Origin of the sequence: uncultured Cellulomonas sp. (assembly GCF_963527515.1) — a bacterium.
GTDB lineage: Bacteria > Actinomycetota > Actinomycetes > Actinomycetales > Cellulomonadaceae > Cellulomonas.
Map to the genome: position 1 here is coordinate 1 of NZ_CAURTV010000040.1, position 22158 is coordinate 22158.

Annotated in this window: 19 protein-coding genes and 1 riboswitch; of the genes, 13 read left to right on the top strand and 6 right to left on the bottom strand. The window is 72.8% G+C overall.

The annotated features are described in order from the left end of the window. Window positions 1-102: 102 nt before the first annotated feature. From RYN42_RS11085 to RYN42_RS11095, 3 genes are read right to left on the bottom strand one after another with little or no spacing between them, the layout of a single operon-like run. Window positions 103-585, bottom strand: coding sequence for a sigma-70 family RNA polymerase sigma factor (locus tag RYN42_RS11085; RefSeq protein WP_315096077.1), 483 nt, complete (start codon window positions 583-585; stop codon window positions 103-105). A gap of 30 nt (window positions 586-615) precedes the next feature. After that, on the bottom strand, window positions 616-963 hold the full coding sequence (locus RYN42_RS11090; RefSeq protein WP_315096079.1) for a VOC family protein: 348 nt from the start codon (window positions 961-963) through the stop codon (window positions 616-618). Next, a complete protein-coding gene (locus tag RYN42_RS11095; protein WP_315096120.1) occupies window positions 960-2843 on the bottom strand; it encodes an ABC transporter ATP-binding protein in 1884 nt (627 codons plus the stop codon). Before RYN42_RS11095 ends, RYN42_RS11090 begins: the two co-directional genes overlap by 4 nt. A gap of 137 nt (window positions 2844-2980) precedes the next feature. On the opposite strand from RYN42_RS11095, the gene RYN42_RS11100 reads away from it, so the two are divergent. The 3 genes from RYN42_RS11100 (at window position 2981) to RYN42_RS11110 (ending at window position 6279) form a co-directional block, all read left to right on the top strand. Beyond that, entirely contained in the window at window positions 2981-3394 is a 414-nt protein-coding gene (locus tag RYN42_RS11100; protein ID WP_315096080.1) for a MarR family transcriptional regulator, read from the top strand. A 142-nt stretch (window positions 3395-3536) separates the two neighbouring features. Then, window positions 3537-4916, top strand: a complete 1380-nt coding sequence (locus RYN42_RS11105) for a DUF222 domain-containing protein (protein ID WP_315096082.1) — start codon at window positions 3537-3539, stop codon at window positions 4914-4916. Window positions 4917-5013: 97 nt separating this feature from the next. Beyond that, window positions 5014-6279, top strand: a complete 1266-nt coding sequence (locus tag RYN42_RS11110; protein WP_315096085.1) for a threonine/serine exporter family protein — start codon at window positions 5014-5016, stop codon at window positions 6277-6279. A gap of 40 nt (window positions 6280-6319) precedes the next feature. On the opposite strand, the gene RYN42_RS11115 is transcribed toward RYN42_RS11110, so the two are convergent. Continuing rightward, the gene (locus tag RYN42_RS11115; RefSeq protein WP_315096087.1) at window positions 6320-8092 is read right to left on the bottom strand and encodes an ABC transporter ATP-binding protein; all 1773 of its coding nucleotides are present in this window, start codon (window positions 8090-8092) and stop codon (window positions 6320-6322) included. Window positions 8093-8255: 163 nt separating this feature from the next. Between RYN42_RS11115 and RYN42_RS11120 the strand changes: the two genes are divergently transcribed. Further along, the gene (locus tag RYN42_RS11120; protein WP_315096089.1) at window positions 8256-8807 is read left to right on the top strand and encodes a sigma-70 family RNA polymerase sigma factor; all 552 of its coding nucleotides are present in this window, start codon (window positions 8256-8258) and stop codon (window positions 8805-8807) included. Further along, the gene (locus RYN42_RS11125) at window positions 8804-10198 is read left to right on the top strand and encodes a hypothetical protein (RefSeq protein WP_315096091.1); all 1395 of its coding nucleotides are present in this window, start codon (window positions 8804-8806) and stop codon (window positions 10196-10198) included. The genes RYN42_RS11120 and RYN42_RS11125 overlap by 4 nt, the downstream gene beginning before the upstream one ends. A 43-nt stretch (window positions 10199-10241) precedes the next feature. On the opposite strand, the gene RYN42_RS11130 is transcribed toward RYN42_RS11125, so the two are convergent. Next, complete coding sequence (locus RYN42_RS11130) at window positions 10242-12299, bottom strand: (Fe-S)-binding protein (RefSeq protein ID WP_315096093.1); 2058 nt, start codon at window positions 12297-12299, stop codon at window positions 10242-10244. A 287-nt stretch (window positions 12300-12586) separates the two neighbouring features. Here RYN42_RS11130 and RYN42_RS11135 point away from each other — a divergent pair, with 287 nt between their 5' ends. Genes RYN42_RS11135 through RYN42_RS11165 form a run of 7 tightly spaced genes read left to right on the top strand, consistent with a single transcriptional unit; the run spans window position 12587 to window position 20578 of the window. Continuing rightward, on the top strand, window positions 12587-15673 hold the full coding sequence (locus RYN42_RS11135; RefSeq protein WP_315096122.1) for a Na+/H+ antiporter subunit A: 3087 nt from the start codon (window positions 12587-12589) through the stop codon (window positions 15671-15673). 5 nt (window positions 15674-15678) lie between these two features. Continuing rightward, window positions 15679-16170 carry a Na(+)/H(+) antiporter subunit C gene (locus RYN42_RS11140; RefSeq protein WP_315096095.1) on the top strand — a complete coding sequence of 164 codons (492 nt, stop codon included), beginning with the start codon at window positions 15679-15681 and terminating at the stop codon, window positions 16168-16170. Then, window positions 16167-17729 carry a Na+/H+ antiporter subunit D gene (locus tag RYN42_RS11145; RefSeq protein ID WP_315096096.1) on the top strand — a complete coding sequence of 521 codons (1563 nt, stop codon included), beginning with the start codon at window positions 16167-16169 and terminating at the stop codon, window positions 17727-17729. Before RYN42_RS11140 ends, RYN42_RS11145 begins: the two co-directional genes overlap by 4 nt. Next, entirely contained in the window at window positions 17726-18277 is a 552-nt protein-coding gene (locus tag RYN42_RS11150) for a Na+/H+ antiporter subunit E (protein WP_315096098.1), read from the top strand. The genes RYN42_RS11145 and RYN42_RS11150 overlap by 4 nt, the downstream gene beginning before the upstream one ends. Continuing rightward, window positions 18274-18675 carry a monovalent cation/H+ antiporter complex subunit F gene (locus RYN42_RS11155; protein ID WP_315096100.1) on the top strand — a complete coding sequence of 134 codons (402 nt, stop codon included), beginning with the start codon at window positions 18274-18276 and terminating at the stop codon, window positions 18673-18675. Before RYN42_RS11150 ends, RYN42_RS11155 begins: the two co-directional genes overlap by 4 nt. Continuing rightward, window positions 18672-19073: a monovalent cation/H(+) antiporter subunit G gene (gene mnhG / locus RYN42_RS11160; protein ID WP_315096102.1), complete on the top strand. Its 402-nt coding sequence runs from the start codon at window positions 18672-18674 to the stop codon at window positions 19071-19073. Before RYN42_RS11155 ends, mnhG begins: the two co-directional genes overlap by 4 nt. Before the next feature lie 56 nt (window positions 19074-19129). After that, entirely contained in the window at window positions 19130-20578 is a 1449-nt protein-coding gene (locus RYN42_RS11165; protein WP_315096104.1) for an NAD(P)/FAD-dependent oxidoreductase, read from the top strand. Here RYN42_RS11165 and RYN42_RS11170 read toward each other — a convergent pair. Beyond that, window positions 20575-20838 carry a DUF4235 domain-containing protein gene (locus RYN42_RS11170; RefSeq protein ID WP_315096106.1) on the bottom strand — a complete coding sequence of 88 codons (264 nt, stop codon included), beginning with the start codon at window positions 20836-20838 and terminating at the stop codon, window positions 20575-20577. The two genes, RYN42_RS11165 and RYN42_RS11170, sit on opposite strands and share 4 nt — an antisense overlap. An 89-nt stretch (window positions 20839-20927) precedes the next feature. Beyond that, a riboswitch (TPP riboswitch) is annotated at window positions 20928-21045 on the top strand. 66 nt (window positions 21046-21111) lie between these two features. On the opposite strand from RYN42_RS11170, the gene RYN42_RS11175 reads away from it, so the two are divergent. Next, window positions 21112-22134, top strand: coding sequence for a thiamine ABC transporter substrate-binding protein (locus RYN42_RS11175; RefSeq protein WP_315096108.1), 1023 nt, complete (start codon window positions 21112-21114; stop codon window positions 22132-22134). Window positions 22135-22158 lie beyond the last annotated feature (24 nt).

The window sequence follows — 22158 nt, forward strand, 5'->3', positions numbered from 1 at the left end:
CCAGTGCCGCGGCGAGCCGGGCGCGACGCGGCGGGCTCGACAGCGGCGCGCCACGGTCCTCGGGGACGGGGTTCGCGGCGCGGAGCAGGGCGCGGGTGGTCGTCATGACGGGGCCTTCCCGTACGTGCTGCGGAACGCGCGGCGGGCACGGTGCAGCCGGACCCAGACCGCGGACGGGGAGATGCCGAGCGTCTGCGCCAGCTCGGCGCCGCTGAGCTCGTCCCAGTAGCGGAGCATCAGCAGGTTCCGGGTGGCGTCGTCGAGGCGATCGAGGGCGTCGAGGACGTCGTCGTCGGGAACCGTGTCGTTCGTCGGCGGCGGGGCATGGAGCCGGTGGGCCCGCGCCGCGGAGCGGAGGTGGTTGCGCACGACGTTCTCGGCGGTGACGAACAGCCAGCCGGTGGTCACGTCCACGCCCTCGGCGGTGCGGGTCCAGGCGATGCGGAAGACCTCCGCGGCGACGTCCTCGGCGTCGGCGGGGCCGATGCGACGTGCGGCATACCGCACGATGCGGCCGTGGGTCGCCCGGTAGAGCGCGGCGAACTCCGCCTCGACGCGGGAGTCGTCGGTCCCGATGACGTTCACACCCCTAGATGTCCGCCGGGCGCCGGAACCTTACGCGGGCTTCACCACGCACCACTCGTTGCCCTCCGGGTCGCGCAGCACCTGGAACGAGCCGGCGGTGTCGGCGTGGATCTCGCCGACCCTCGTCGCGCCCAGGGCCTCGGCCTGGACCGTCGCCGCGGGGATGTCGTCGACCTCGACGTCGAGGTGCACGCGGTTCTTCACCACCTTGCCCTCGGGCACGCGCTGGAACGCGACGCGCGTCCAGCCGGGCGGGTCGAGGTAGTGCCAGTCGTCGCTGCGTCGCTGCGGTGTCCCGCCCAGCACGTCGGCCCAGAAGTGCGCGAGCGCGCCCGGGTCGGCGCAGTCGAAGACGACCTCGTCGATGCGTCCGATCATGCAGCGACGGTAGCGGTGTCCTCGAACTGCGTCCGGTAGAGCTCCGCGTACACGCCGCCGCGGGCCAGCAGCTCGGCGTGGGTGCCCTGGTCGATCACGCGGCCGTGGTCGAGGACGACGATCGAGTCGGCCTGGCGCACGGTGGAGAGGCGGTGGGCGATGACGATGCTCGTGCGGCCGGACAGGGCCTCGTCGAGCGCCGCCTGCACGGCGGCCTCCGAGCCGGAGTCGAGGTGCGCGGTGGCCTCGTCGAGGATGACGACGTCGGGCGCCTTGAGCAGCATGCGCGCGATCGCGAGGCGCTGGCGCTCGCCGCCGGACAGGCGGTACCCGCGGTCCCCGACCACGGTGTGGATGCCGTCGGGCAGGGTGGCGACGAGGTCCGCGATGTGGGCCTGGCGCAGCGCCCGCTCGATGTCCGCGTCCGTGGCCTCCGGGCGGGCGTAGCGCAGGTTCTCCGCGATGGTGTCGTGGAACAGGTGAGCCTCCTGGCTGACCACGCCGACCGTGGCGCGCAGGGACTCGCTCGTGACGTCGCGCAGGTCGGCGCCGGCGATCCGGACGGCGCCGCGCGTCGGGTCGTACATGCGGGTGACCAGCTGGGAGATCGTCGTCTTGCCGGCGCCGGAGTGGCCGACCAGCGCGACCATGTGGCCGGCCGGGACGATGAAGCTGACGTCGCGCAGGGTGTCGTCGTTCGGCTCGTTGCGCAGGGTCGCGACGGACTCCAGGGAGGCCAGCGAGACCTCGTCGGCCCCCGGGTAGCGGAACCCGACCGCGTCCAGCTCGACGGTGGCGCCGTGCTCCGCCTTGCGTGCGCGCAGGTCGACGGCGTCCGGCTTCTCGGTGACGGTCGGCTCCAGGTCGAGGACCTCGAGCACCCGCTCGAAGCTGACCAGCGCGGTCATGACGTCCACCTGGACGTTCGACATCGCGGTGAGCGGCCCGTACAGGCGCGCCAGGTAGGCGGTCAGGGCGACGACGACACCGACGGTCAGCTGCCCCCGGATGGCCATGACGCCGCCGAGGCCGTAGACGATGGCGACGGCGACGCTGGCCAGCGTGGTCAGCCCGACCCGGAACCAGGTGGAGTACAGGGCGCGCGTGACGCCGATGTCCCGGACGCGGCCGACCTGGTCGGAGTAGTTCTTCGACTCGCGCTCCGGGTCGCCGAAGATCTTGACCAGGTGGGCGCCGGCGACGTTGAACCGCTCGTTCATGATCTGCGCGGCGTCGGCGTTCAGGGCGTAGCTCTCCCTCGTGATCGCGGCGATCTTCTTGCCGAACCAGCGGGCGGGGACGACGAACGCCGGCAGCAGGACCAGGCTCAGCAGGGTCAGCTGCCAGGACATGCTCAGCATGGCGGCGAGCACGAAGACGATGGTCAGCGAGTTGCTCACCACGTTCTGCAGCGTGGACGTGAACGCCTGCTGGGCGCCGAGGACGTCGCCGTTGAGCCGCTGCACCAGGGCGCCGGTCTTGGCGCGGCTGAAGAACGCGAGCGGCATGCGCTGCACGTGGTCGAACACCGCGGTGCGCAGGTCGAGGATCAGGCCCTCGCCCACCTGCGACGACACCCAGCGGTCGGCGACCGACAGTCCGGCGCTGAGGATCGCGAGGCCCGCGACGACGGCTGCGATCACGACGACGACCCGGGTGTTGCCGGCCGTGATGCCGTCGTCGATGAGGTGCTTGAACAGGAGCGGCGTGACCGCGCCGGCCGCCGCCTCGAGGGCGATGAGGCCGACGAAGACGGCGAGTTTGGCCTTGTACGGGCGCGCGAACTGGAGGATCCGCTTCAAGGTGTCGCGGGTCAGCTTGTGGTCCGCGACGGTGCGGTCCTTGGCGAAGCTGCGCATGTTGGGGCTGCCGGTCGACATGGACACGGGCCCACCTCCTTGGTTCTGGGCGTCCCTGGGGGAACCGGCCGGGGTGGTGGCTGATTCCTTCCCTTCGTTCTCGATACTGAGGTTACCTCACTATGTGTCTAGTTCACAAGTTGCGGTAGTCTCGGTCCGTGAACGAGTCCGGTGAGCTGCTCGAGCTCCTGCACGGTGTGCTCCGCGGGGTACGGCGGGATGCCGCCGACCAGCTCGAGCTGCAGGGCACCACGCCCGGGCAGCTGCGGCTGCTCCGGACGCTGGAGCGCTGCGACGGACCGCGGCGGCTCGGCGAGCTGGCGGCGGCGCTCGACGTGGCGCCCCGGTCCGTGACGTCGAAGGTGGACGCGGCCGAGGCCGAAGGGCTGGTCCGGCGGCTCCCCGACCCGACAGACCGGCGCGCGACCCTGTTGGAGCTGACGCCTGCGGGGAGGTCGTTGCTGGCGGCGATCTCCGCGCAGCGGCACGAGGGGGCGGCGGAGCGGCTGGCGCGGTTGTCGGCTGCGGAGCAGGCGGAGCTGCTGCGGCTGCTGCGGGCGATCGGGGACTGAGGGCTGGTCTCCGCCGGTAGCCGCCTGCGCGCCTCGCCATCCACAACCTCGGACCTGTGGGCGGCTCGATCCCTCGTCCTGTGGACACGTTTGCGCAGGTCAGCCCTTGTTTTCGACGTCTGCTTCACGTAGAGTCGTACGTATGTTCGAAGCACCGCAGGGTGAGGTCACGAGGGAGCCCCTCGCGGTCTTGGGTGCGTCGGCGTCGGCGCTGGTGGAGTGCGTCGCTGAGTGCGCGGACTGGTCCGGGCCCGAGCGGTCCGCGGCACTGACCTCGCTCGACCTCGTCGCGGCTCAGCTCTCCCGGGCGCGTGCGCGGCTGCTGGTGGCCGAGCGGGACGCGGGGACGTCGCAGCGGCCCGGTGACCGGTCGTTCGAGGCGGCCCGCGCGCGGCAGACCCGCACGGGCACGGCGGAGGCGACGCGTGAGGTCCGGCAGGCCGACGCGCTGGTCTCGATGCCCGCCGTGGCGGACGCGGTCGGCGACGGAAGGGTTCCGCTCGGTCATCTCGACGTGCTGGCCCGCGTCGCCGCGACCGCATCGCCCGAGGTCGCCCGGGCCTTGCGGTCCGCGGACATGCAGGCGACCGTCGTGTCGATGGCGGAGCGGCAGTCGGTGCCGGACTTCGCCCGGTCGATCGCGCAGCTCGCGGCCGCGCGGGACCCGCAGGCGCTGGAGGACTCGCACGAGTCGGCTCGGCGGGAGCGGTCGCTCGTGCTCTCCCACCAGGCGCGGGGGACGTACCTCAAGGGGTTCCTCGACCGGGTCGCGGGCGAGGCGCTGCAGGCGGCGCTCGACTCGACCGGTCTGGCGCCCGACGAGACCCGGTCGTCGGAGCAGGCGCGTGCCGACGCGTTGGTGGCGCTGGCGCGGCGCGCCTGCGCGGGACAGGGCGCGACAAGGGACGCCGACGCACCGACCGAGGCCGGTGCCGGGAGCCGGCCGCACGTCTCGCTGATCGTGCCGGCCGAGACGTTCGCTGCTCTGCGCGAGCACCACCGCAGCGCAGACGCTCCGGAGAGCTGGGCGCGGGCCACGCCCGCATCGCTGGAGGACGGCACCCCGGTCGCGATGTCGGAGCTGGCGCAGGCGCTGTGCGACTGCGAGCTCACGCGGATCGTCGTGAGCGCCGAGGGGGTGCCGCTCGACCTGGGGCGCACCAGGCGGACGTACTCAGGGGTGCATCGGCGGGCGGTCGTGGCACGGGACCGGCAGTGCGCCTGGAACGGGTGCCAGACGTCGGCGCGGTGGTCGCAGGTGCACCACATCCGCTGGTGGGACCGCGACGGCGGCTCGACGTCGGTGGAGAACGGTGTGCTGCTGTGCGACTACCACCACCACGAGGTGCACCGGCAGGACCTGACCATCGAGCGCCACGCGCGGCCGCCCGGGTTCGTGCGACGGCACCGACCGTCCGGTCGTCCGCCCGACGCCGAGCCGCCGTTCGCGCCGATGCGCTACACGTTCCGCCGACGACGCGACGGGCGGACGGTCAACGCGCCCGACCCGGGACCGACCTGACGACGTGCGCCGCACGGCTCTCGGCGGGCGGCCGGTCCGCCACGCCGCGGGGACGATCGGCCCACGGACGACGCGGTGGGCAGACCATCATGGGGTCGTGCCCACCACTCCGGACGACGACGAGCTCGAGCTGATCCGGCGTTCCGGTGCCGTGCTCCGGGTCGGTCGCCTCAGCCTGTCCGCGGGCACGGGCTCCTACCGGGTCAAGGCGTCGATGGCCCGGGTCGCCCGTGCTCTGGGCATCGACCGGCACGAGGCGCACGTGACCCTCACCGAGATCACGACCACCTCGCACCGCGGACCCAGCTTCCGCACCGAGGTGGCCGAGGTCCGCACCATCGGCGTCAACGTGGATCGGCTCACCAGCCTCGAGCACCTGGCCGGGCGGGTGGAGGCAGCCGGGCACCCGACGGTCGAGGAGGTCACGGCGGAGCTGGACCGCATCGCGAGCAAGCCGCCGCTGTACCCGATGGCGCTCAACGCGCTGTGGGCGGCGATCGCCTGCGCGGCCTTCTCGTTCCTGAACAACGGCGGCGTCGTCGAGGTCACCGCGGTGTTCGTCGGGGCGTTCCTCGGGCAGGCGCTGCGCCGGACCATGGTGCACCGCGGGTTCAACCAGTTCGGCGTCACCATGCTCAGCGCCACGGTCGCGTGCCTCGGCTACGTCGGGTTCGTCGGGCTGCTGCAGGTGGCCGGTGCGACCGGGACCGGCCACGACGCGGGCTACGTGTCCGCGGTCCTCTTCCTGATCCCCGGCTTCCCGCTGGTCACCGGCTTCCTCGACCTGGCCAAGATGGACTTCTCCGCAGGGGTCGCCCGGCTGACCTACGCGCTGATGATCCTCACCTCCGCGGCGCTCGCAGTGTGGGCCCTGTCGCTCATGGTCGGGCTCACTCCCGACCCGCCTGCGCCGGACGACCTCGACCCGGCCCTGCTGCTGACCCTGCGCTTCGTCGCCAGCTTCCTCGGCGTCCTCGGCTTCGCGCTGATGTTCAACAGCCCGTGGCGCATCGCGCTCGCCGCGGCCGGCGTCGGCATGGTGGCCAACGTGCTGCGCATCGCGATGGTCGAGGGCGGCCTGCCCCCGCAGGCGTCCGCTGCGGTCGCCGCCCTGGCGGTCGGGCTGCTCACCGCGGTCATCGCGCCGCGGCTGGACGTCCCGCGGATCACCGTCTACGTCCCCGCGGTCACGATCATGGTGCCGGGTGTCCTGGCCTACCGGGCGGTGTTCCACATCTCCAACGGCGAGACGGTCGACGCGCTCGCGTTCGGGGTGCAGGCGGCGCTGGTCGTCGCCGCGCTGGCGATCGGCCTCGCGATCGCGCGGATGCTCACCGACCGGACGTGGGCGTTCGAGCGCTGAGCGGTCCGTCCCTGGGTCGACGGCGCGGGCGGGTATGCGCTCAGACCTGCTGGGCGCGCTGGAGCCGGGCGTAGCGGCCGTCGGCGGCGAGCAGGTCCTCGTGCGTGCCGACCTCCACCACGCGGGCGTCGTCGAGGACGACGATCCGGTCGGCGGAGCGGATCGTCGACAACCGGTGCGCCACGACGAGCGTGGTTCGCCCGCGCATCAGCCGCGCCAGGGCCTCCTTGACGGCAGCCTCCGACTCGGGGTCGAGGGCGGACGTCGCCTCGTCGAGCAGCAGGATCCGGGGGTCGCGGACCAGCGCGCGGGCGATGGCGATCCGCTGGCGCTGGCCGCCGGACAGCCGGGCGCCGCGCTCGCCGACCACGGTGTCCCAGCCGTCGGGAAGGGCGTCGACGATCTCGGCCGCGTTGGCGTCGACCAGGGCCCGCCGGACGCGCGCGTCGGACGCGCGGGGCATGCCGTACGCGACGTTGTCGCGGATGGAGCCCTCGAACAGCACCGACTCCTGGGGCACCACGGACACGTGCCGGCGGACGGAGCGCAGGTCGAGGAGCGCGGTGTCGACGCCGTCGAGCAGCAGCCGCCCGCTCGTCGGCCGCAGGAAGCCGAGAGCCAGGTTCAGCACGGTCGACTTGCCGGAGCCGGACGGGCCGACGAACGCGACGGTCTGCCCGGCCTCGATAATCAGGTCGATGCCGTCGAGCGCGTCGGCGACCGCGTCGGGGTACCGGAAGTGCACGTGGTCGAGGGTCAGCCGCCCCTCGACGTGGTCGACCCGGCGCTTGCCGGCGTTCTCCTCGAGGTCCGGCTCCTGCATCACCTCGGCGATGGACCGGACCGACTCCAGGCCCTTGGCGCCGACGGGCAGGAGCATCAGCAGGTTGGTCACCGAGCCGGTGATGAGTGCGAAGTACGAGCTGAGCAGCACCACCTGGCCGGCGGTGATCGCGATGAACCCCGTGATCGACACCCACGCGGCGAGCACCAGGCAGAGGACCCCGAGCAGCTGCAGGCTCACCCAGGCGAGCGAGGCGAACCGCCCGTTGAGCACGTCGAGCCGGTAGCCGGCGGACCGCACACCCTCGGCGCCGACGGCGACGCGCTCCTCAGCGGTGGACTCCAGGCCGTGCGCGCGGGTGATCGGCATGAGCGTGGCCATCTCGCCGACGCGGGCGGAGAAGTGCTCGACCTCGCGGCGGAACGACTCGTTGCGCTCGCGTGACCGGCGCGCCAGGACGAACCGCAGCAGCACGGCGAGCGGGATGGTCAGCGCGTAGACCGGCAGGAACTCGGGGACGGCCAGCGCGGTCATCACGAGCGCGCCGAGCATCACCATCGTCGCGGACAGCAGCGGGTGGGCGACCTGCTGGAGCATCACCTCGACGTTCTCGACGTCGCGGACCACCTTGGTCTGCACGATCGACGCGCTGACCCGCGAGTGGAACCCGATGGACAGGCTCTGCAGCCGGGCGGTCAGGCCGTTGCGCAGGTCGGCGCCGATCTGCCGGACCGCGCCCATGAAGAGCTTGGTCCACTGCACGTGGTTGGGGTAGTTCTGCAGCAGGGCCGCGACGGCTACGGCGGCCCACAGCCACAGCTCGCTGGTCGGACCGCCGGCGACGACGACGTCGATGACCTTGCCCGTGATCACCGGCATGAGCCAGAGCGGGACGTCCTTCAGGGTGAAGAACGCGACCGCCGCCAGGACGCGCCGCCGGTGCGCGCCGAGCAGCCGGACGACGGACCGGACGGGGTGGTTGCCGTCGATGTCGATGGCGGCGAGGTGGGGGCGGGGTCCGGCTGTCACGGGTTCCATCGTCACATCTCGGACCCTGCGAGGGACAGCGCCTTCCGAGGTGAGATCGCATCGATTCGACCGCCCACGCCCGTCAGGTGGACGATGGCGACCCAACGTTCTGGGGCCCGGGCGCGTTGTGGCATCACGAGCAGGTCGCAGACGGAGGAGACACGTGACGCACTGGCGGGGTGTCCTGGACGAGATGGTCCGGGAGCGGCGATCGGCGCTGGTGGCGTACGCATGCCTGTTCGTCGTGGACCGCCGCGACGCTGAGGACCTGGTGCACGAGGCGATCGTGCGGACGTTCTCCCGACCGCGCGCGGTGACCGAGATCCATGCCGCCGAGGGGTACGTCCGGCAGGCGATCCGCACGGTGTTCCTCGATCAGACCCGGTCGCGCCGGACGTGGCTGGGCAGAGCCCACCTGTTCGAGCCCGCGCCGTCCGCCCCCGGTGCCGAGGACGCGGCGTCCGCCACGGCTGACGTCGGCGCGGCGTTGCGGGTGCTGTCACCGCGCGAGCGCGCCTGTGTCGTCCTGCGGTACTTCGACGACCTGCCCGTCTCCGAGATCGCCGCGGCGCTGCTGATCTCGGAAGGCGCAGTGAAGCGCTACCTCTCCGACGGGACCGGCAAGCTCCGGACCACCCTGCAGGTGGTCGAGCCCGACGGCCCGGACGAGTTCGAGTCAGTGCGCGTCTCCGACCTGGGAAGGAACGCCCGATGAGCGACGACATCACGGCCGCCCTGCGCGGCTTCGCCGATGCACAGCGACGGGACGCCGATGCCAGCGCACCCGACGTCGCAGTCGAGGCGGGGGGCCTCTCCCGGCGCGTGACCCGCCGTCGCACGGTGCGTGCGGGTTCCATGGCGCTCACCGCGGTGGCCGCCGTGGGCGTCGTCGTCGTCGGCACGCTCCTCGCCGGGAGTCGTACTCCGGAGCCGCCCGCGCTCCCGGCGCCGACGACCACGTGGACGAGCACCCCGGCCCCGACGCCGACCGCAACCCCGAGCGCCACGCCGACGACACCGTCGGAGCCGACCGTGTGGGCGCTGCGCGCCGCTGACCCGATGCCGCCGGGCATGCTCGAGTCGACCGGGCCGGGCTGGAACGTCGTCCGGTACTCGGCGTGGGGCGAGCAGGGGGAGGGCCTGCTGGTCCCGGCGACGGTGTACCTGCTCGACCCGACGGGCCATCCGTACGTCGTGCCGACTGCGACCGACCCCGAGGGCTGGTACCTGCAGGACTGGCTCCCCGGAGGCCCGTTCGTGGTGGCGCGATCCTCGACCGACGGTGCGACGCACGTGCTCGACCTGCTCACGGGCGAGTCCGGCCCCACCCTCGGCGACGATCTCTACAGCGCGAGGTTCGCCGGTGACGGCACCACGGACGTCATCTACGACACCAGTGGGTACGAGCCCCGGATCATTCGTGTCAGCTCCGAGGGCGTGCCCAGGGCCGAGTCGGCCGCGTTCGCGAAGGGGGCAGCCGGCGAGAACTGGATCATGAGCCCTGCGGGGTCGTCGATCCTCGTGCACGACGTCTCCGGTCCGCGCGTGATCACGAGCGACGGGTTCTCGAGCGTCTCCCTCCTGGCCCCGTATCCGGACCGCCCGGACGCCTGCGCGGCCTGGATGTGGGTCGACGAGGCGACGGTGCTGCTGGAGTGCGTGACGGGCGGCCGGTCGGCGTACGTGCTCGGCTCTCCCTCGACCGAGTTCTGGCTCGCGGAGGTCGCGACGGGATCGGCGCGGTTGCTGCTCGACATGCCGGAGGCGGCGCGACTGGGTGGCGTGTGGAGGGTCGGTGACCGGCTCGTCGCGGGGACGTTCGGCACGTCGGAGCCCGAGGCCGCCTGGTGGGAGGTCACCGAGGGCGGCGTCGTGCCGCTGAGCGCGGGTGGCGACCCGGTGGTGGACGTCGTGGACGTGCGGGGCTCCGAGCTGATCGTGGTTCGCCAGCAGAGCACCGTGACGGGTGTGTCGACCACGTCGATGCTGATGGCCGTCGACCCGGTGCGCGGGTCCTCACGTCCCGTCGTCGAGGGTGAGCTGGCGGGGATGATCACGCTGTCGGTCGCGCCGAGTCGTCTCGCTCGTGCACCCCACGGCGGCTAGGCCCGCGCCTCGGGGCGCCGGATCCCCGGCGGCGGACGGCTGATCACTCGCGCACCCGGTCCAGGAGCAGCAGGGCGATGTCGGTGACCTCGGGCACCCCCACGGTGTCCGACGCGGCGACCCCGTCGGAGAGCATCACCGTGCAGAACGGGCAGGCGGTCGCGACGACGGACGCGCCGGTGGCGATCGCCTCCTCGGCGCGCGCGGTGCCGATCCGGGTGCCGATCGTCTCCTCCATCCACACCCGTGCGCCGCCGGCCCCGCAGCAGAACGCCTTCTCCTGGTTGCGCGGCATCTCGGCCAGCTGTACCCCGGGGATCGCGCCGAGCAGCTCGCGTGGGGGTGCATACACCTGGTTATGGCGTCCGAGGAAGCAGGGGTCGTGGTAGGTGATCGTGCGCTCGTCGGTCGACGGCAGGGGGGTGAGCCGCCCGTCCGCGACCAGGGTGTTCAGCAGCTCCGTGTGGTGGACCACCTCGTACCGGCCGCCCAGCTGCGGGTACTCGCGGGCGATCGTGTTGAAGCAGTGCGCGCACGTGACGACGATCCGCTGCGCGCCCACCTCGTTGAGCATCTCGACGTTGGCGCTCGCCAGCATCTGGAACAGCAGCTCGTTGCCCGCGCGCCGGGCCGGGTCACCCGTGCAGGACTCGCCGTCGCCGAGCACCGCGAAGGTCACCCCGGCCGTGTGCAGCAGCTCCGCGACGGCCTTCGTCGTGCGGATCGCGCGGTCCTCGTACGCTCCGGCGCAGCCCACCCAGAACAGGTACTCGACCTCGGCCGCCGACTCCACGTCGACCCCGACCACCGGGACGTCGAACTCCAGCCCCTTCGCCCAGGCCAGCCGGTTCCGCGCGGGCAGCCCCCACGGGTTGCCCTGCCGCTCCAGCTTGCTGAAGGTGCCGCCCAGCTCCTTGGGGAACGCCGACTCCATGAGCACCTGGTAGCGCCGCATGTCCACGATCGCGTCCACGTGCTCGATGTCCACCGGGCACTGCTGGACGCACGCGCCGCACATGGTGCACGCCCACAGCGCGTCCGCGTCGATGACCCCGGTGCCGATGAGGTCGAGGCCGCGGTGGTCCGCGGACCCCGCCTGCAGGTAGGGGGCCGTGGCGGCGGCGTGGTCCCGCAACGAGAGGGTCACCGCCTTGGGGCTGAGCGGCTTGCCGGTCGCCCACGCGGGGCACTGCTCCTGGCAGCGGCCGCACTCGGTGCAGGTGGAGAAGTCGAGCAGGCCCTTCCACGTGAAGTCCTCGATGGCACCGACGCCGAGCCGGACGTCGTCGGGCAGGTCGCCCAGCAGGTCCACCGGCAGCGGCTGGAGCGGACCGAGCGCAGGGCCGCCGGTGGGCCTGCGGCGGGCGTAGACGTTCACGACGGCGAGGAACCGGTGCCACGCGACGCCCATCGTGGGCTGCAGGCCGACGACGACGAACCACGACATCGACACGACGATCTTCACGGTCGCGACGACGACGACCGCGTCCTGGAGCGTCGCCGTCGGGACCCGCGTCCACGCCGCACCGAACCACGCAGTCAGCGGGAAGTGCCACGCGTCCCCGCCGGACAGCGCGTACTCGAGCCCGCGCAGCACCAGGACGGCCAGCACGACGGCCAGCACGGTCCCCTCGACGAAGAACGCCTGCGCCTGGTGGGACCCGAAGAACCGCGACTCCCGCCGGCGCGCACCGAGCCGGATGCGCAGGACCGTGAGCGCCACGATGCCGAGCAGCGACGCCCACGCGATCGCCTCGATCGCCCACTCCAGCGGCGCCCAGTGCCCGATGAGCGGGAGCGCGAACTCGGGGTCCACCAGCTGCCCGTACCCGGTGACCAGGGTGAGGAACAGCACCGGGAACGACACCATCACCACCCAGTGCGCCACCTTGACCACCGGCTTGTGCTGGAACCGCCCGTGCCCGACCATCTCGCGCGCCAGCGTCGCCAGCCGCGGACCGACCGGCGTCCACCGACCACCCTCCGGCCGGCCGATCCGCAGGGTCCGCACGATCGCCGCGACCCCGCGGGCGAACACGCCGACCCCCACGACGGTCGCGACGACGACGATCACGAGGCACACCACCTGCAGCGCATTCACGTCGCCACGGTAGCCGGGCGTCCGCCCGGCCCGGTGGGACCACGCGCCGCCGCGGCACCGCGCCGGCACCCGCACGGGTGGCTGCGCGCGGCGGAGCGTGACGTGACCGATCCGACGGCGTGCGTGCCGGCCCGTGGAAGGAGGCATGGGAATCGGGTTGGTAGAGTTTTGACCAAATCTTCTGTGCATCGCGGGGGTGCTCTTACAGCTTCCGCTGCATGCCCGTACCTGCGCTCGACACCGAGAACCGACCGACCGACCACCCGCCCTACAGGACGGAGCCGGACGTGCTGCTGCTGCTCGCCGTTCACCTGGCCGCAGCCGTCGTCGCGCCCGTGCTCATCCGGTGGCTGGGCCGCAAGGCGTTCTGGCTGCTGGCCCTCGCGCCGGCCAGCGCCGCGGCGTGGGCCCTGTCCTGGACGGAACGCGTGCAGGCCGGGAACGGCCCGGTCGAGCAGGTCCAGTGGATCCCGGCGCTCGGGCTCGAGCTCACGTTCCGGCTGGACACGCTGTCGTGGCTGATGACCCTGGTGGTGGGCGGCGTCGGCGCCCTGGTGCTCGTCTACTGCGCCGCGTACTTCTCGACGAGCGCCTCGGGGCTGGGCCGGTTCGCCGGGGTGTTCGTGGCGTTCAGCGGCTCGATGCTCGGGCTGGTCACGGCGGACGACCTGCTGCTCCTGTACACGTTCTGGGAGCTCACCACCGTCACGTCGTACGTGCTGATCGGCCACTACGCCGAGCGCAAGGCCAGCCGCCGGGCGGCCATGCAGGCCATCGTCATCACCACCGCGGGCGGGTTGGCGATGCTCGTCGGCATGGTGATCCTGGGCGAGGCGGCGGGGACCTACCGGCTCTCGGAGGTGATCGCCGACCCCCCGCAGGGCACCACCGCGGTGACCGTGGCGATCGTCTGCCTGCTGGCCGGTGCGGCGACGAAGTCGGCCATGATCCCGTTCCACTTCTGGCTCCCGGCGGCGATGGCGGCGCCGACCCCGGTGAGCGCCTACCTGCACGCCGCGGCCATGGTGAAGGCCGGCGTCTACCTGGTGGCACGGTTCGCCCCGGCGTACTCCACGGTGCCGTTGTGGCAGTGGATCATCATCGTGCTCGGCTGCGGCACCCTGCTGCTGGGCGGGTACCGGGCGCTGCGCCAGCACGACCTCAAGCTCATCCTCGCGTTCGGCACCGTGAGCCAGCTCGGCCTCATCGTGCTCCTGGTCGGCCTCGGCACCCGCGCGACGGCGCTCGCGGGGCTGGCCATGCTGGGCGCGCACGCGATGTTCAAGGCGGCGCTGTTCCTGGTCGTCGGGGTGGTCGACGCCGCCACCGGCACGCGTGACCTGCGGCGGCTGTCGGGGGTCGGCCGTGAGCTCAGGCTGACCGCGCTCGCGGGCGGTCTGGCCACCGCGTCGATGATCGGCCTCCCCCCGTTCGCGGGGTACGTGGCCAAGGAGGCCGGCCTGGAGGCGGTCGGGCACCTCGACGCACCGGTCGGGACGATCGTGCTGGTCGCGGTGGCCGCGGGCTCGGCGCTGACCGTCGCGTACGGGCTGCGCCTGTGGTGGGGAGCCTTCTCGACGAAGCCCGCCGTGGTGCCGGAGGCCGTGGTCGAGTCCGCGGAGTCCACCGCACCCGGCACGTCCATCCACGAGGCCGCCGACGACGCCGCCGCGCCCGCCCCCATCACGCACCCGTCCCTGCTGCTGGTGTGGCCGGCGATGATCCTGGCCGTCCTCGGGCTGGCGGTCGCCCTGCTGCCGCAGCTCGGCGAGCACCTGCTGGAGCCGTACGCGGCCACGTACCCCGAGGGCGAGCCCGGGCACCTCGTGCTCTGGGCCGGGCTGACGCCGACGTTCGTCCTCACGCTCGGGATCCTGCTGGCCGGCGCCCTGCTGTTCCTCGCCCGGGACCGTGTCGAGCTCTGGCAGACCGAGGCCTACCGCGGACCCGAGGCCGACCGGGTGTACCGGCGGTTCATGCGGCGGCTCGACGACGTGGCGGCCGACGTCACCGCGGTCACGCAGCGCGGTTCGCTGCCCCTGTACCTCGGCCTGATCCTCGTGGTGTTCGTCGCGGCGGTGGGTGGCACCACGATGGGCAGCACGGTGTTCCCGGACGAGGTCAGGGCCTGGGACAACCCGGCGCAGGTGGTGTTCGCGGCCGGCACGGTCGTGTCCGCGCTGCTGGTCACCCGCGCTCGCCGCCGGCTCAAGGCGGTCATCCTGCTGGGCATCGGCGGCTACTCGGTGGCGGGGCTGTTCCTGCTGCACGGCGCCCCGGACCTGGCCCTCACGCAGGTGCTCGTCGAGACGGTGACCCTGGTGGTCTTCGTCCTCGTCCTGCGCAGGCTCCCCCCGTACTTCTCCGACCGGCCACTGGCCGCCAGCCGGTGGGTGCGGCTGGCCCTCGGTCTCGCGGTCGGGCTGACGGTGGCCGGGATCGCGCTCGTCGCGCCCGGTGCCCGCATCCACCCGCCGGTCTCCACGGACTTCGCGGAGGAGGCCGTCACCTTCGGCGGGGGCAAGAACATCGTCAACGTCACGCTCGTGGACATCCGCGCGTGGGACACCATGGGCGAGATCTCGGTGCTGCTGGTGGCCGCCACGGGCGTCGCGTCGCTGGTCTTCCTCTCCCGTCGCGGCGGGGCCATCTACCGGGCCGACGAGGCGCGCCAGGACCGGGCCGTCTGGGGCGGGTCCGCGGACCCGATGGCCGCGCTGCGCAGGCCAGGGGGCGACTCGGCCGCCGTCGACGCGGGCGGGATGGTGGCCGAGCGCGACGAGTCCGCGGTGCCGTCCAGCGCCGCGCGCGGTCGCGAGTGGCTGCAGGCCGGTCGCACGCTCGCGCCGCAGCGCCGGTCCGTGGTGTTCGAGGTCGTCGTCCGCCTGCTCTTCCACACGATGATCGTCTACTCGGTCTACCTGCTGTTCAGCGGCCACAACGCCCCCGGCGGCGGGTTCGCGGCGGGGCTGGTGACGGGCATCGCGCTCATCGTCCGGTACCTGGCGGGCGGTCGGTACGAGCTCGGCGAGGCGGCGCCCGTGCAGCCCGGTCTGCTGCTCGGGCTCGGTCTGTTCCTCTCGGCCGGCGTCGGGCTGCTCGCGCTGGTGGCGGGGGGCGAGGTGCTGCAGTCCTGGATCCTCGACGTCCACCTGCCGGTGATCGGGGACATCCACCTGGTGACGTCGCTGTTCTTCGACGTGGGGGTCTACCTGGTGGTGGTCGGTCTGGTGCTCGACATCCTGCGCAGCCTGGGGGCGGAGCTCGACCGTCGTGCGGAGACCGGCGAGGACCGGGTGGCCGGTGACCCGGACCTGCCGCAGCGCGTGGCGGCCGGCGCCAAGCCCGTCGGCTGGGACGGGGGCGTGCCGTGATCGACATGAGCCCGAACATCGTCCTGGTCGTCACCATCGGCGTGCTCTTCGCGGCGGGCGTCTACCTGCTCCTGGAGCGCAGCCTGTCGCGGGTGCTCATCGGCGTCATCCTCGTCGGCAACGGGGCCAACCTGCTGTTCCTCGTGGCGGGTGGGGCCGCCGGCCGGCCGCCGATCGTCGGCGTGGAGCCCGAGGGGGAGATGAGCGACCCCCTGCCGCAGGCCATGGTGCTCACCGCCATCGTCATCACTCTCGGCATGACCGCGTTCCTGCTGGCCATGGCGTACCGCTCGTGGCAGCTGCACCGGCACGACGAGGTGCAGGACGACGTCGAGGACCGCCGCATCGCCCGCCTGGCCGCCCACGACGAGCGGGCCGTCACCGACGCGGACACGGAGATCGCTGCGGGGACGCTGGACGAGGAGGCCGAGGAGGCCAGGGACGAGACGGACAGGGGTGCTCCGGCCCACGTGCGCGTGCGGGAGGGGGAGCGATGACCGACTTCTCCTGGCTGGTCCCGCTGCCCGTCGTCGTGCCGCTGTCCGCGGCCGGCCTCGCGCTCGCCCTGTACCGCCGACCGAACGTGCAGCGCCTGGTCTCGGTGGCCGCGCTCAGCGTCGTGCTCGTCGTGAGCGTGAGCCTGCTCTTCCTCGCCGACGACGCCCCGCTGGTGATCGACGTCGGCGGCTGGGCGGCCCCGGTGGGCATCGACCTGGTGGCGGACAGGCTGTCCGCGCTCATGCTCACCATCTCCAGCGCGGTCACGCTCTGCGTCCTGCTGTACTCGCTGGCGCAGGGTGGCGAGGACGACGAGGAGTCCGCGCCCGTCTCGATCTACCACCCGACGTACCTGGTGCTGACGGCGGGCGTCGCCAACGCGTTCCTGTCGGGGGACCTGTTCAACCTCTACGTCGGGTTCGAGATCCTCCTGGCCGCCAGCTACGTGCTCATCACGCTCGGCGGCACCGGTGAGCGCATCCGCGCGGGGACCATCTACATCGTCGTCGCCCTGCTCAGCTCGGTGCTGTTCCTGGTGGCCATCGCGATGATCTACGCCGCGACCGGGACCGTGAACCTGGCGCAGCTGGCGCTCCGGCTGCCCGAGATCGACCCCGGCGTGCGCCTCGTCCTGCAGGTCATGCTCCTGCTGGCGTTCGCCATCAAGGCGGCGATCTTCCCGCTCTCCGCGTGGTTGCCGGACTCCTACCCGACCGCCCCCGCGCCGGTCACCGCGGTGTTCGCCGGCCTGCTCACCAAGGTCGGCGTGTACGCGATCATCCGCGCGCAGACCCTGCTGTTCCCCGACGGCAGGCTCGACGACGCCCTGCTGTGGGCCGCGCTGGCCACCATGGTGATCGGCATCCTCGGCGCGGTCGCGCAGGACGACATCAAGCGACTGCTCTCGTTCACGCTGGTCAGCCACATCGGGTTCATGGTGTTCGGCATCGCGCTGGCCACCGACCTGGGCTACAGCTCCGCCATCTACTACGTGGCGCACCACATCACCGTCCAGACCGCGCTGTTCCTGGTGGTGGGCCTGGTGGAGCGCGCGGGCGGCTCGACGTCCCTCACCAAGCTCGGTGGCCTGGCCAAGCTGACACCGGTGCTGGCGATCCTGTTCTTCGTGCCCGCCATGAACCTGGCCGGCATCCCGCCCATGTCCGGGTTCCTGGGCAAGATCGGTCTGCTTGAGGCCGGCGTGCAGAAGGGCACCCCGCTGGCGTACCTGCTGGTGGTCGGCAGCGTGGTCACGTCCCTGCTCACGCTCTACGCGCTGGTCAAGGCGTGGAACAAGGCGTTCTGGCAGACGCCCGAGGAGCCGCGCCCGCCGGTGCGCCTGCCGTTCGGGATGGTGGCGCCGACCGCGGCGCTCATCGGCATCGGCCTCCTGCTCACCGTGGCCGGCGGGCCGCTGTACGCCTACACGGAACGTGCGGCGGTGTCCCTGAACGAGCGCACCCCGTACGTGGAGGCGGTGCTGCCCGACGGCGAGCGCGGGCAGGGCGTGTCCGACGACGTGGCCGAGGACGAGGGCGTCGTGGGGGAGGACGGGTGAGCCTGCACCCGCGCCGGCACCGGTGGCGCACCCAGTGGGCGACGGTCGTCTGGCTGACCGTCGTGTGGGTCTTCCTGTGGGGCGACCTGTCCGTGGGCAACGTGCTGTCCGGCGTGCTGATCGCCCTGGGGGTGACAGCGGGGCTGCGCATGGCGCCCATCGACTTCCACGGCCGGCTGCGCCCGCTCGGCGTGGTGCGGCTGTTCACCCGGTTCGGCATCGACCTGGTGCGCGCGTCGTTCGAGGTCAGCCTGATCGCCCTGCGCCCCCGGTACGTGCCGCACGGCGCGGTGATCGGCGTGCAGCTGCGCAGCCACTCCGACCTGTACCTCACGATGGTCGCCGAGCTGACGTCGCTGGTGCCGGGCTCGCTCGTGGTCGAGGCGCACCGGCTCACCGGGATGCTCTACCTGCACGTGCTCGACGTGCGGCAGAGCGGCGGCATCGAGAAGGCGCGGCAGTCCGTGCTGGACCAGGAGGAACGGGTGATGCGCGCCTTCGCGTCCGACGAGGAGCTCGACGCGGCCGGTCTGGGGGTGCGCGCATGACGGTCGTCGTGCTGGTCTGCGGGGTGCTGCTCACCCTCGCCGCGTTCCTGGCCGCGATCCGCGCGGAAAAGGGTCCGTCGATGCTCGACCGGACCATCGCGCTGGACATCGTGGTGACGACGATGATCGCCGCGGTGGCCGTCTACGCGGCGGCGAACCGGCGTGCGGACGTGGTGCCGGTCCTGGTGGTCCTGTCGCTGGTCGGCTTCGTGGGGTCGGTGACCATCGCGCGGTTCGCGGCCGTGGAGCCGGAGGGCGAGGGCCGGGTGCGCACGCGCGAGGAGATCGCGGCGGAGGCGGCGCGGCTGGCGCAGGAGGAGGAGGCCGCGCGGGAGTCGGATGAGCGTGAGCGGGACCCTGAGCACCACGGCGGCGGCGCGGAGGAGGAGGTCCGATGACCACGGAGCACTGGACGACGGTCGCCGACGTGGCCTCGGCGGTGTGCCTGCTGGGCGGTGCGTTTCTCGCGTTCGCGGCCGGCGTCGGGGTGCTGCGGTTCCCGGACCTGCTGGCGCGCATGCACGCGGGCACCAAGCCGCAGGTGCTCGGCCTGATCCTGGTGCTCGTCGGGCTCGCGCTGCGCCTGCGCTCGGGCGGTGCCGTGTGGGCGCTCGTGCTGGTGGCGGTGTTCCAGATGCTCACCGCGCCCGTGGCGGCGCACATGGTGGGCCGGGCCGGCTACCGGACGGGCAAGGTGCGCAGCGACCTGCTGGTGGTCGACGAGCTCACCAGCGACCAGGAGTCCGCGCGCGCGCGTGACGTGGGCCGCAGCGAGGACGACCTGCCCCGGGACTGATCGGGGTCGTCCGTGGCAGGGTGGTCGGCGGACGGTACCCGGGTCAGGAGGCATCGATGGCACGCCCCGACGTGGTGGTGGTCGGTTCCGGACCCAACGGCCTGGCCGCGGCGGTGACCCTGGCGCGCGCGGGACTCGGGGTTCTGGTGCTCGAGGCGCAGCCGACTGTCGGTGGCGGAGCGCGCACCCTCGATCTCGGGCTCGCCGACGGCGTCGTGCACGACGTCTGCTCGGCCGTGCACCCGATGGCGTGGGCGTCGCCCTTCTTCGGCGAGTTCGACCTGGCCGCGCGCGGCGTCGAGCTGCTGGTGCCGGAGGTGTCCTACGCGCACCCGCTGCCCGACGGTCGCGCGGGGGTGGCGTTCCACGACCTGGAGCGCACGGTGGACGCGCTTGGCGTCGACGGCGGTGTGTGGCGCTCTCTGGTGGGCGGTGCCCACGAGCCGGCCGTGCGCGTGGCGCTCGGCGACAAGCGGTCCGTCCCGCTGGTCGATCCCCGCGCCGCGCTCCGTTTCGGTCTCGGGGTGCTCGAGCAGGGGACCCGCGCGTGGGACCGGCGGTTCGTCGACGACGTGGCGCCCGCCCTGCTGACCGGGGTCGCTGCCCACGCGATCTCGCGGCTGCCGTCGTTCGCCGCCGCCGGCACCGCCCTCCTGCTGGCCACCCTCGCGCACGCCGGGAGCGGCTGGCCCCTCCCGCGCGGCGGCTCGGGCTCGATCGTCGCGGCGCTGCGCCAGGACCTGGAGGCCCACGGCGGCACCGTGCGCACCGACCACCGCGTGGCCCGCTTCGGCGACCTGCCGCCCGCGCACTGCTACCTGTTCGACACCACGCCGCGGACGCTGGTCGAGGTGCTCGGCGATCGGCTCCCCACCCGGGCGCGGACCGCGCTGGAGGCGTTCCGGTACGGCGACGCGGCCTCCAAGGTCGACTTCGTACTCTCGGGCCCGGTGCCGTGGTCGGTGCGCGACGTGGGCCGCGCGGGCACCGTGCACGTGGGGGGCACCCGGGCGGAGATGGTGCAGGCGGAGGGGGCCGTCGCGTCCGGGCGGCACGCGGACCTGCCGATGACGCTGGTCAGCGACCCGACGGTGGTGGACGAGACGCGTCTGGTGGACGGGCTCCGGCCCTTGTGGACCTACGCGCACGTGCCGTCCGGGTCCGACGTGGACGTGACCGAGGCGGTGACGCGGCACATCGAGCGGTACGCGCCGGGGTTCCGCGACGTCGTGCTGACGTCCCGGTGCACCCCCGCGTCGCGGATGAGCGAGCACAACGAGAACTACGTGGGCGGCGACATCTCCGCGGGGGCGGCGAGCATCCGCCAGCTGTTAGCGCGGCCGACCGCCCGGTGGGACCCGTACTTCTCGGGGCGCGACGGCGTCTACCTGTGCTCGGCGTCGACCCCGCCGGGACCGGGCGTGCACGGGCTGGGCGGTTGGTACGCCGCGCGGCGGGCGCTGCGGGAGTTCGGGATCACCGCCGCCCCGAGCCTGGCGCCCTAGGGGGTCACCTTGGCGGTGAACCGTGCCGTCCCGCGGGTGGCCAGCACCCGCGCCATGGCGACCAGCGCGCCGGTGAGCGCGGCGGCGGCGACGACCTCGGCCAGTCCGGCGTCGCCCTGGTCGTCGGCCTTCGGCGGCTTGTGGCCGGTCTTGGCCTGCCACGCCTGGGCGAGCACCTTCTGCACGACGAAGGCGGCGGCCAGGGCCGCACCGGTGCCGATGAGCTTGGCGACGAGGGACTGGGTCTGCTTGTCGTCCACGAGCGAGCCTCCGAGGTGGGGGGACGGGTCTGTGACGACCGTAGTGCGGTGCGGGCGTCCGCGCTGCTCCAGTGCGGCGTAGGATCTGCGGCGAACGACAGGGGAGCGTCGGACCCGCACGGGTCTGGACGCTGAGAGTGCGGACAACCGCAGACCCTCGAACCTGATCCGGTTGATACCGGCGTAGGGAGTCGGGCTTCTCAGTCCTCGTGGTGCGGCCCTCCGGCCGTGCCGCGACGACCCCCTCCTTTTCGACCAAGGAGGAGCATCACCATGGCGAGGATCCACTCGCTCGTCGCAGCCGCCGGGATCGTGGTCCTGGCCGGCTGCTCGGCCGTCGGGTCCGGCGACCCGGCGCCCAGTGCGTCGGCCGGCACCGTCACGCTCGTCACGCACGACTCGTTCGGCCTGTCCGACGGGATCCTCGAGGCGTTCGAGGAGCAGTCCGGCCTCACGGTCGACGTCGTGGAGCAGGGCGACGCCGGCGCGCTGGTCAACCAGCTCGTGCTCACCTCGGACGCTCCGCTGGGGGACCTGGTGTTCGGCATCGACAACTCGTTCGCGTCCCGCGCGGTCGACGAGGGCGTCGTCGCCCCGACCAGCACGCCCGACGCCTTCGAGGGCGCCCTGGTCCCGATCGACTACGGCGACGTCTGCATCAACGTGGACCACGCGTGGTTCACGGCGAACGGCGTGGCCGAGCCGGCGACGCTCGAAGACCTGACCGAGCCGGAGTACAAGGACCTGCTGGTGGTCCCCAACGCCGTGACGTCGTCGCCGGGGCTGTCGTTCCTGCTGGCCACCGTCGGGGCGTTCGGTGAGGACGGGTGGCAGGCCTACTGGACGGCGCTCAAGGCCAACGGGGTCAAGGTCGCCGACGGCTGGTCCGACGCCTACTACACCGACTTCTCCGGCGGCGGCGGCGGTGGCCCGCGGCCGATCGTCCTGTCCTACGCGTCGTCGCCGCCGTACACCGTGCCCGAGGGCGGCACCGAGCCGACGACCGGCGCGCTGCTGGGCACCTGCTTCCGGCAGACCGAGTACGCGGGCGTGCTGGCGGGGGCGGACAACCCGGAGGGGGCGCAGCAGCTGCTCGACTTCCTGCTCACCGACCAGGTGCAGGACGACATCCCCGTGTCCATGTACATGTACCCGGTGAGCCCGACGGCCACGCTCCCGCCCGAGTGGGCGGCGTTCGCGCCCCTGGCGTCCGACCCGTTCGAGGTGGCGCCCGAGGTCATCGACGCCAACCGCGAGCCGTGGCTGACCGAGTGGTCGGACACGGTGATCGGCTGACCGTGCCTGTCGCGGCCCCGCTCA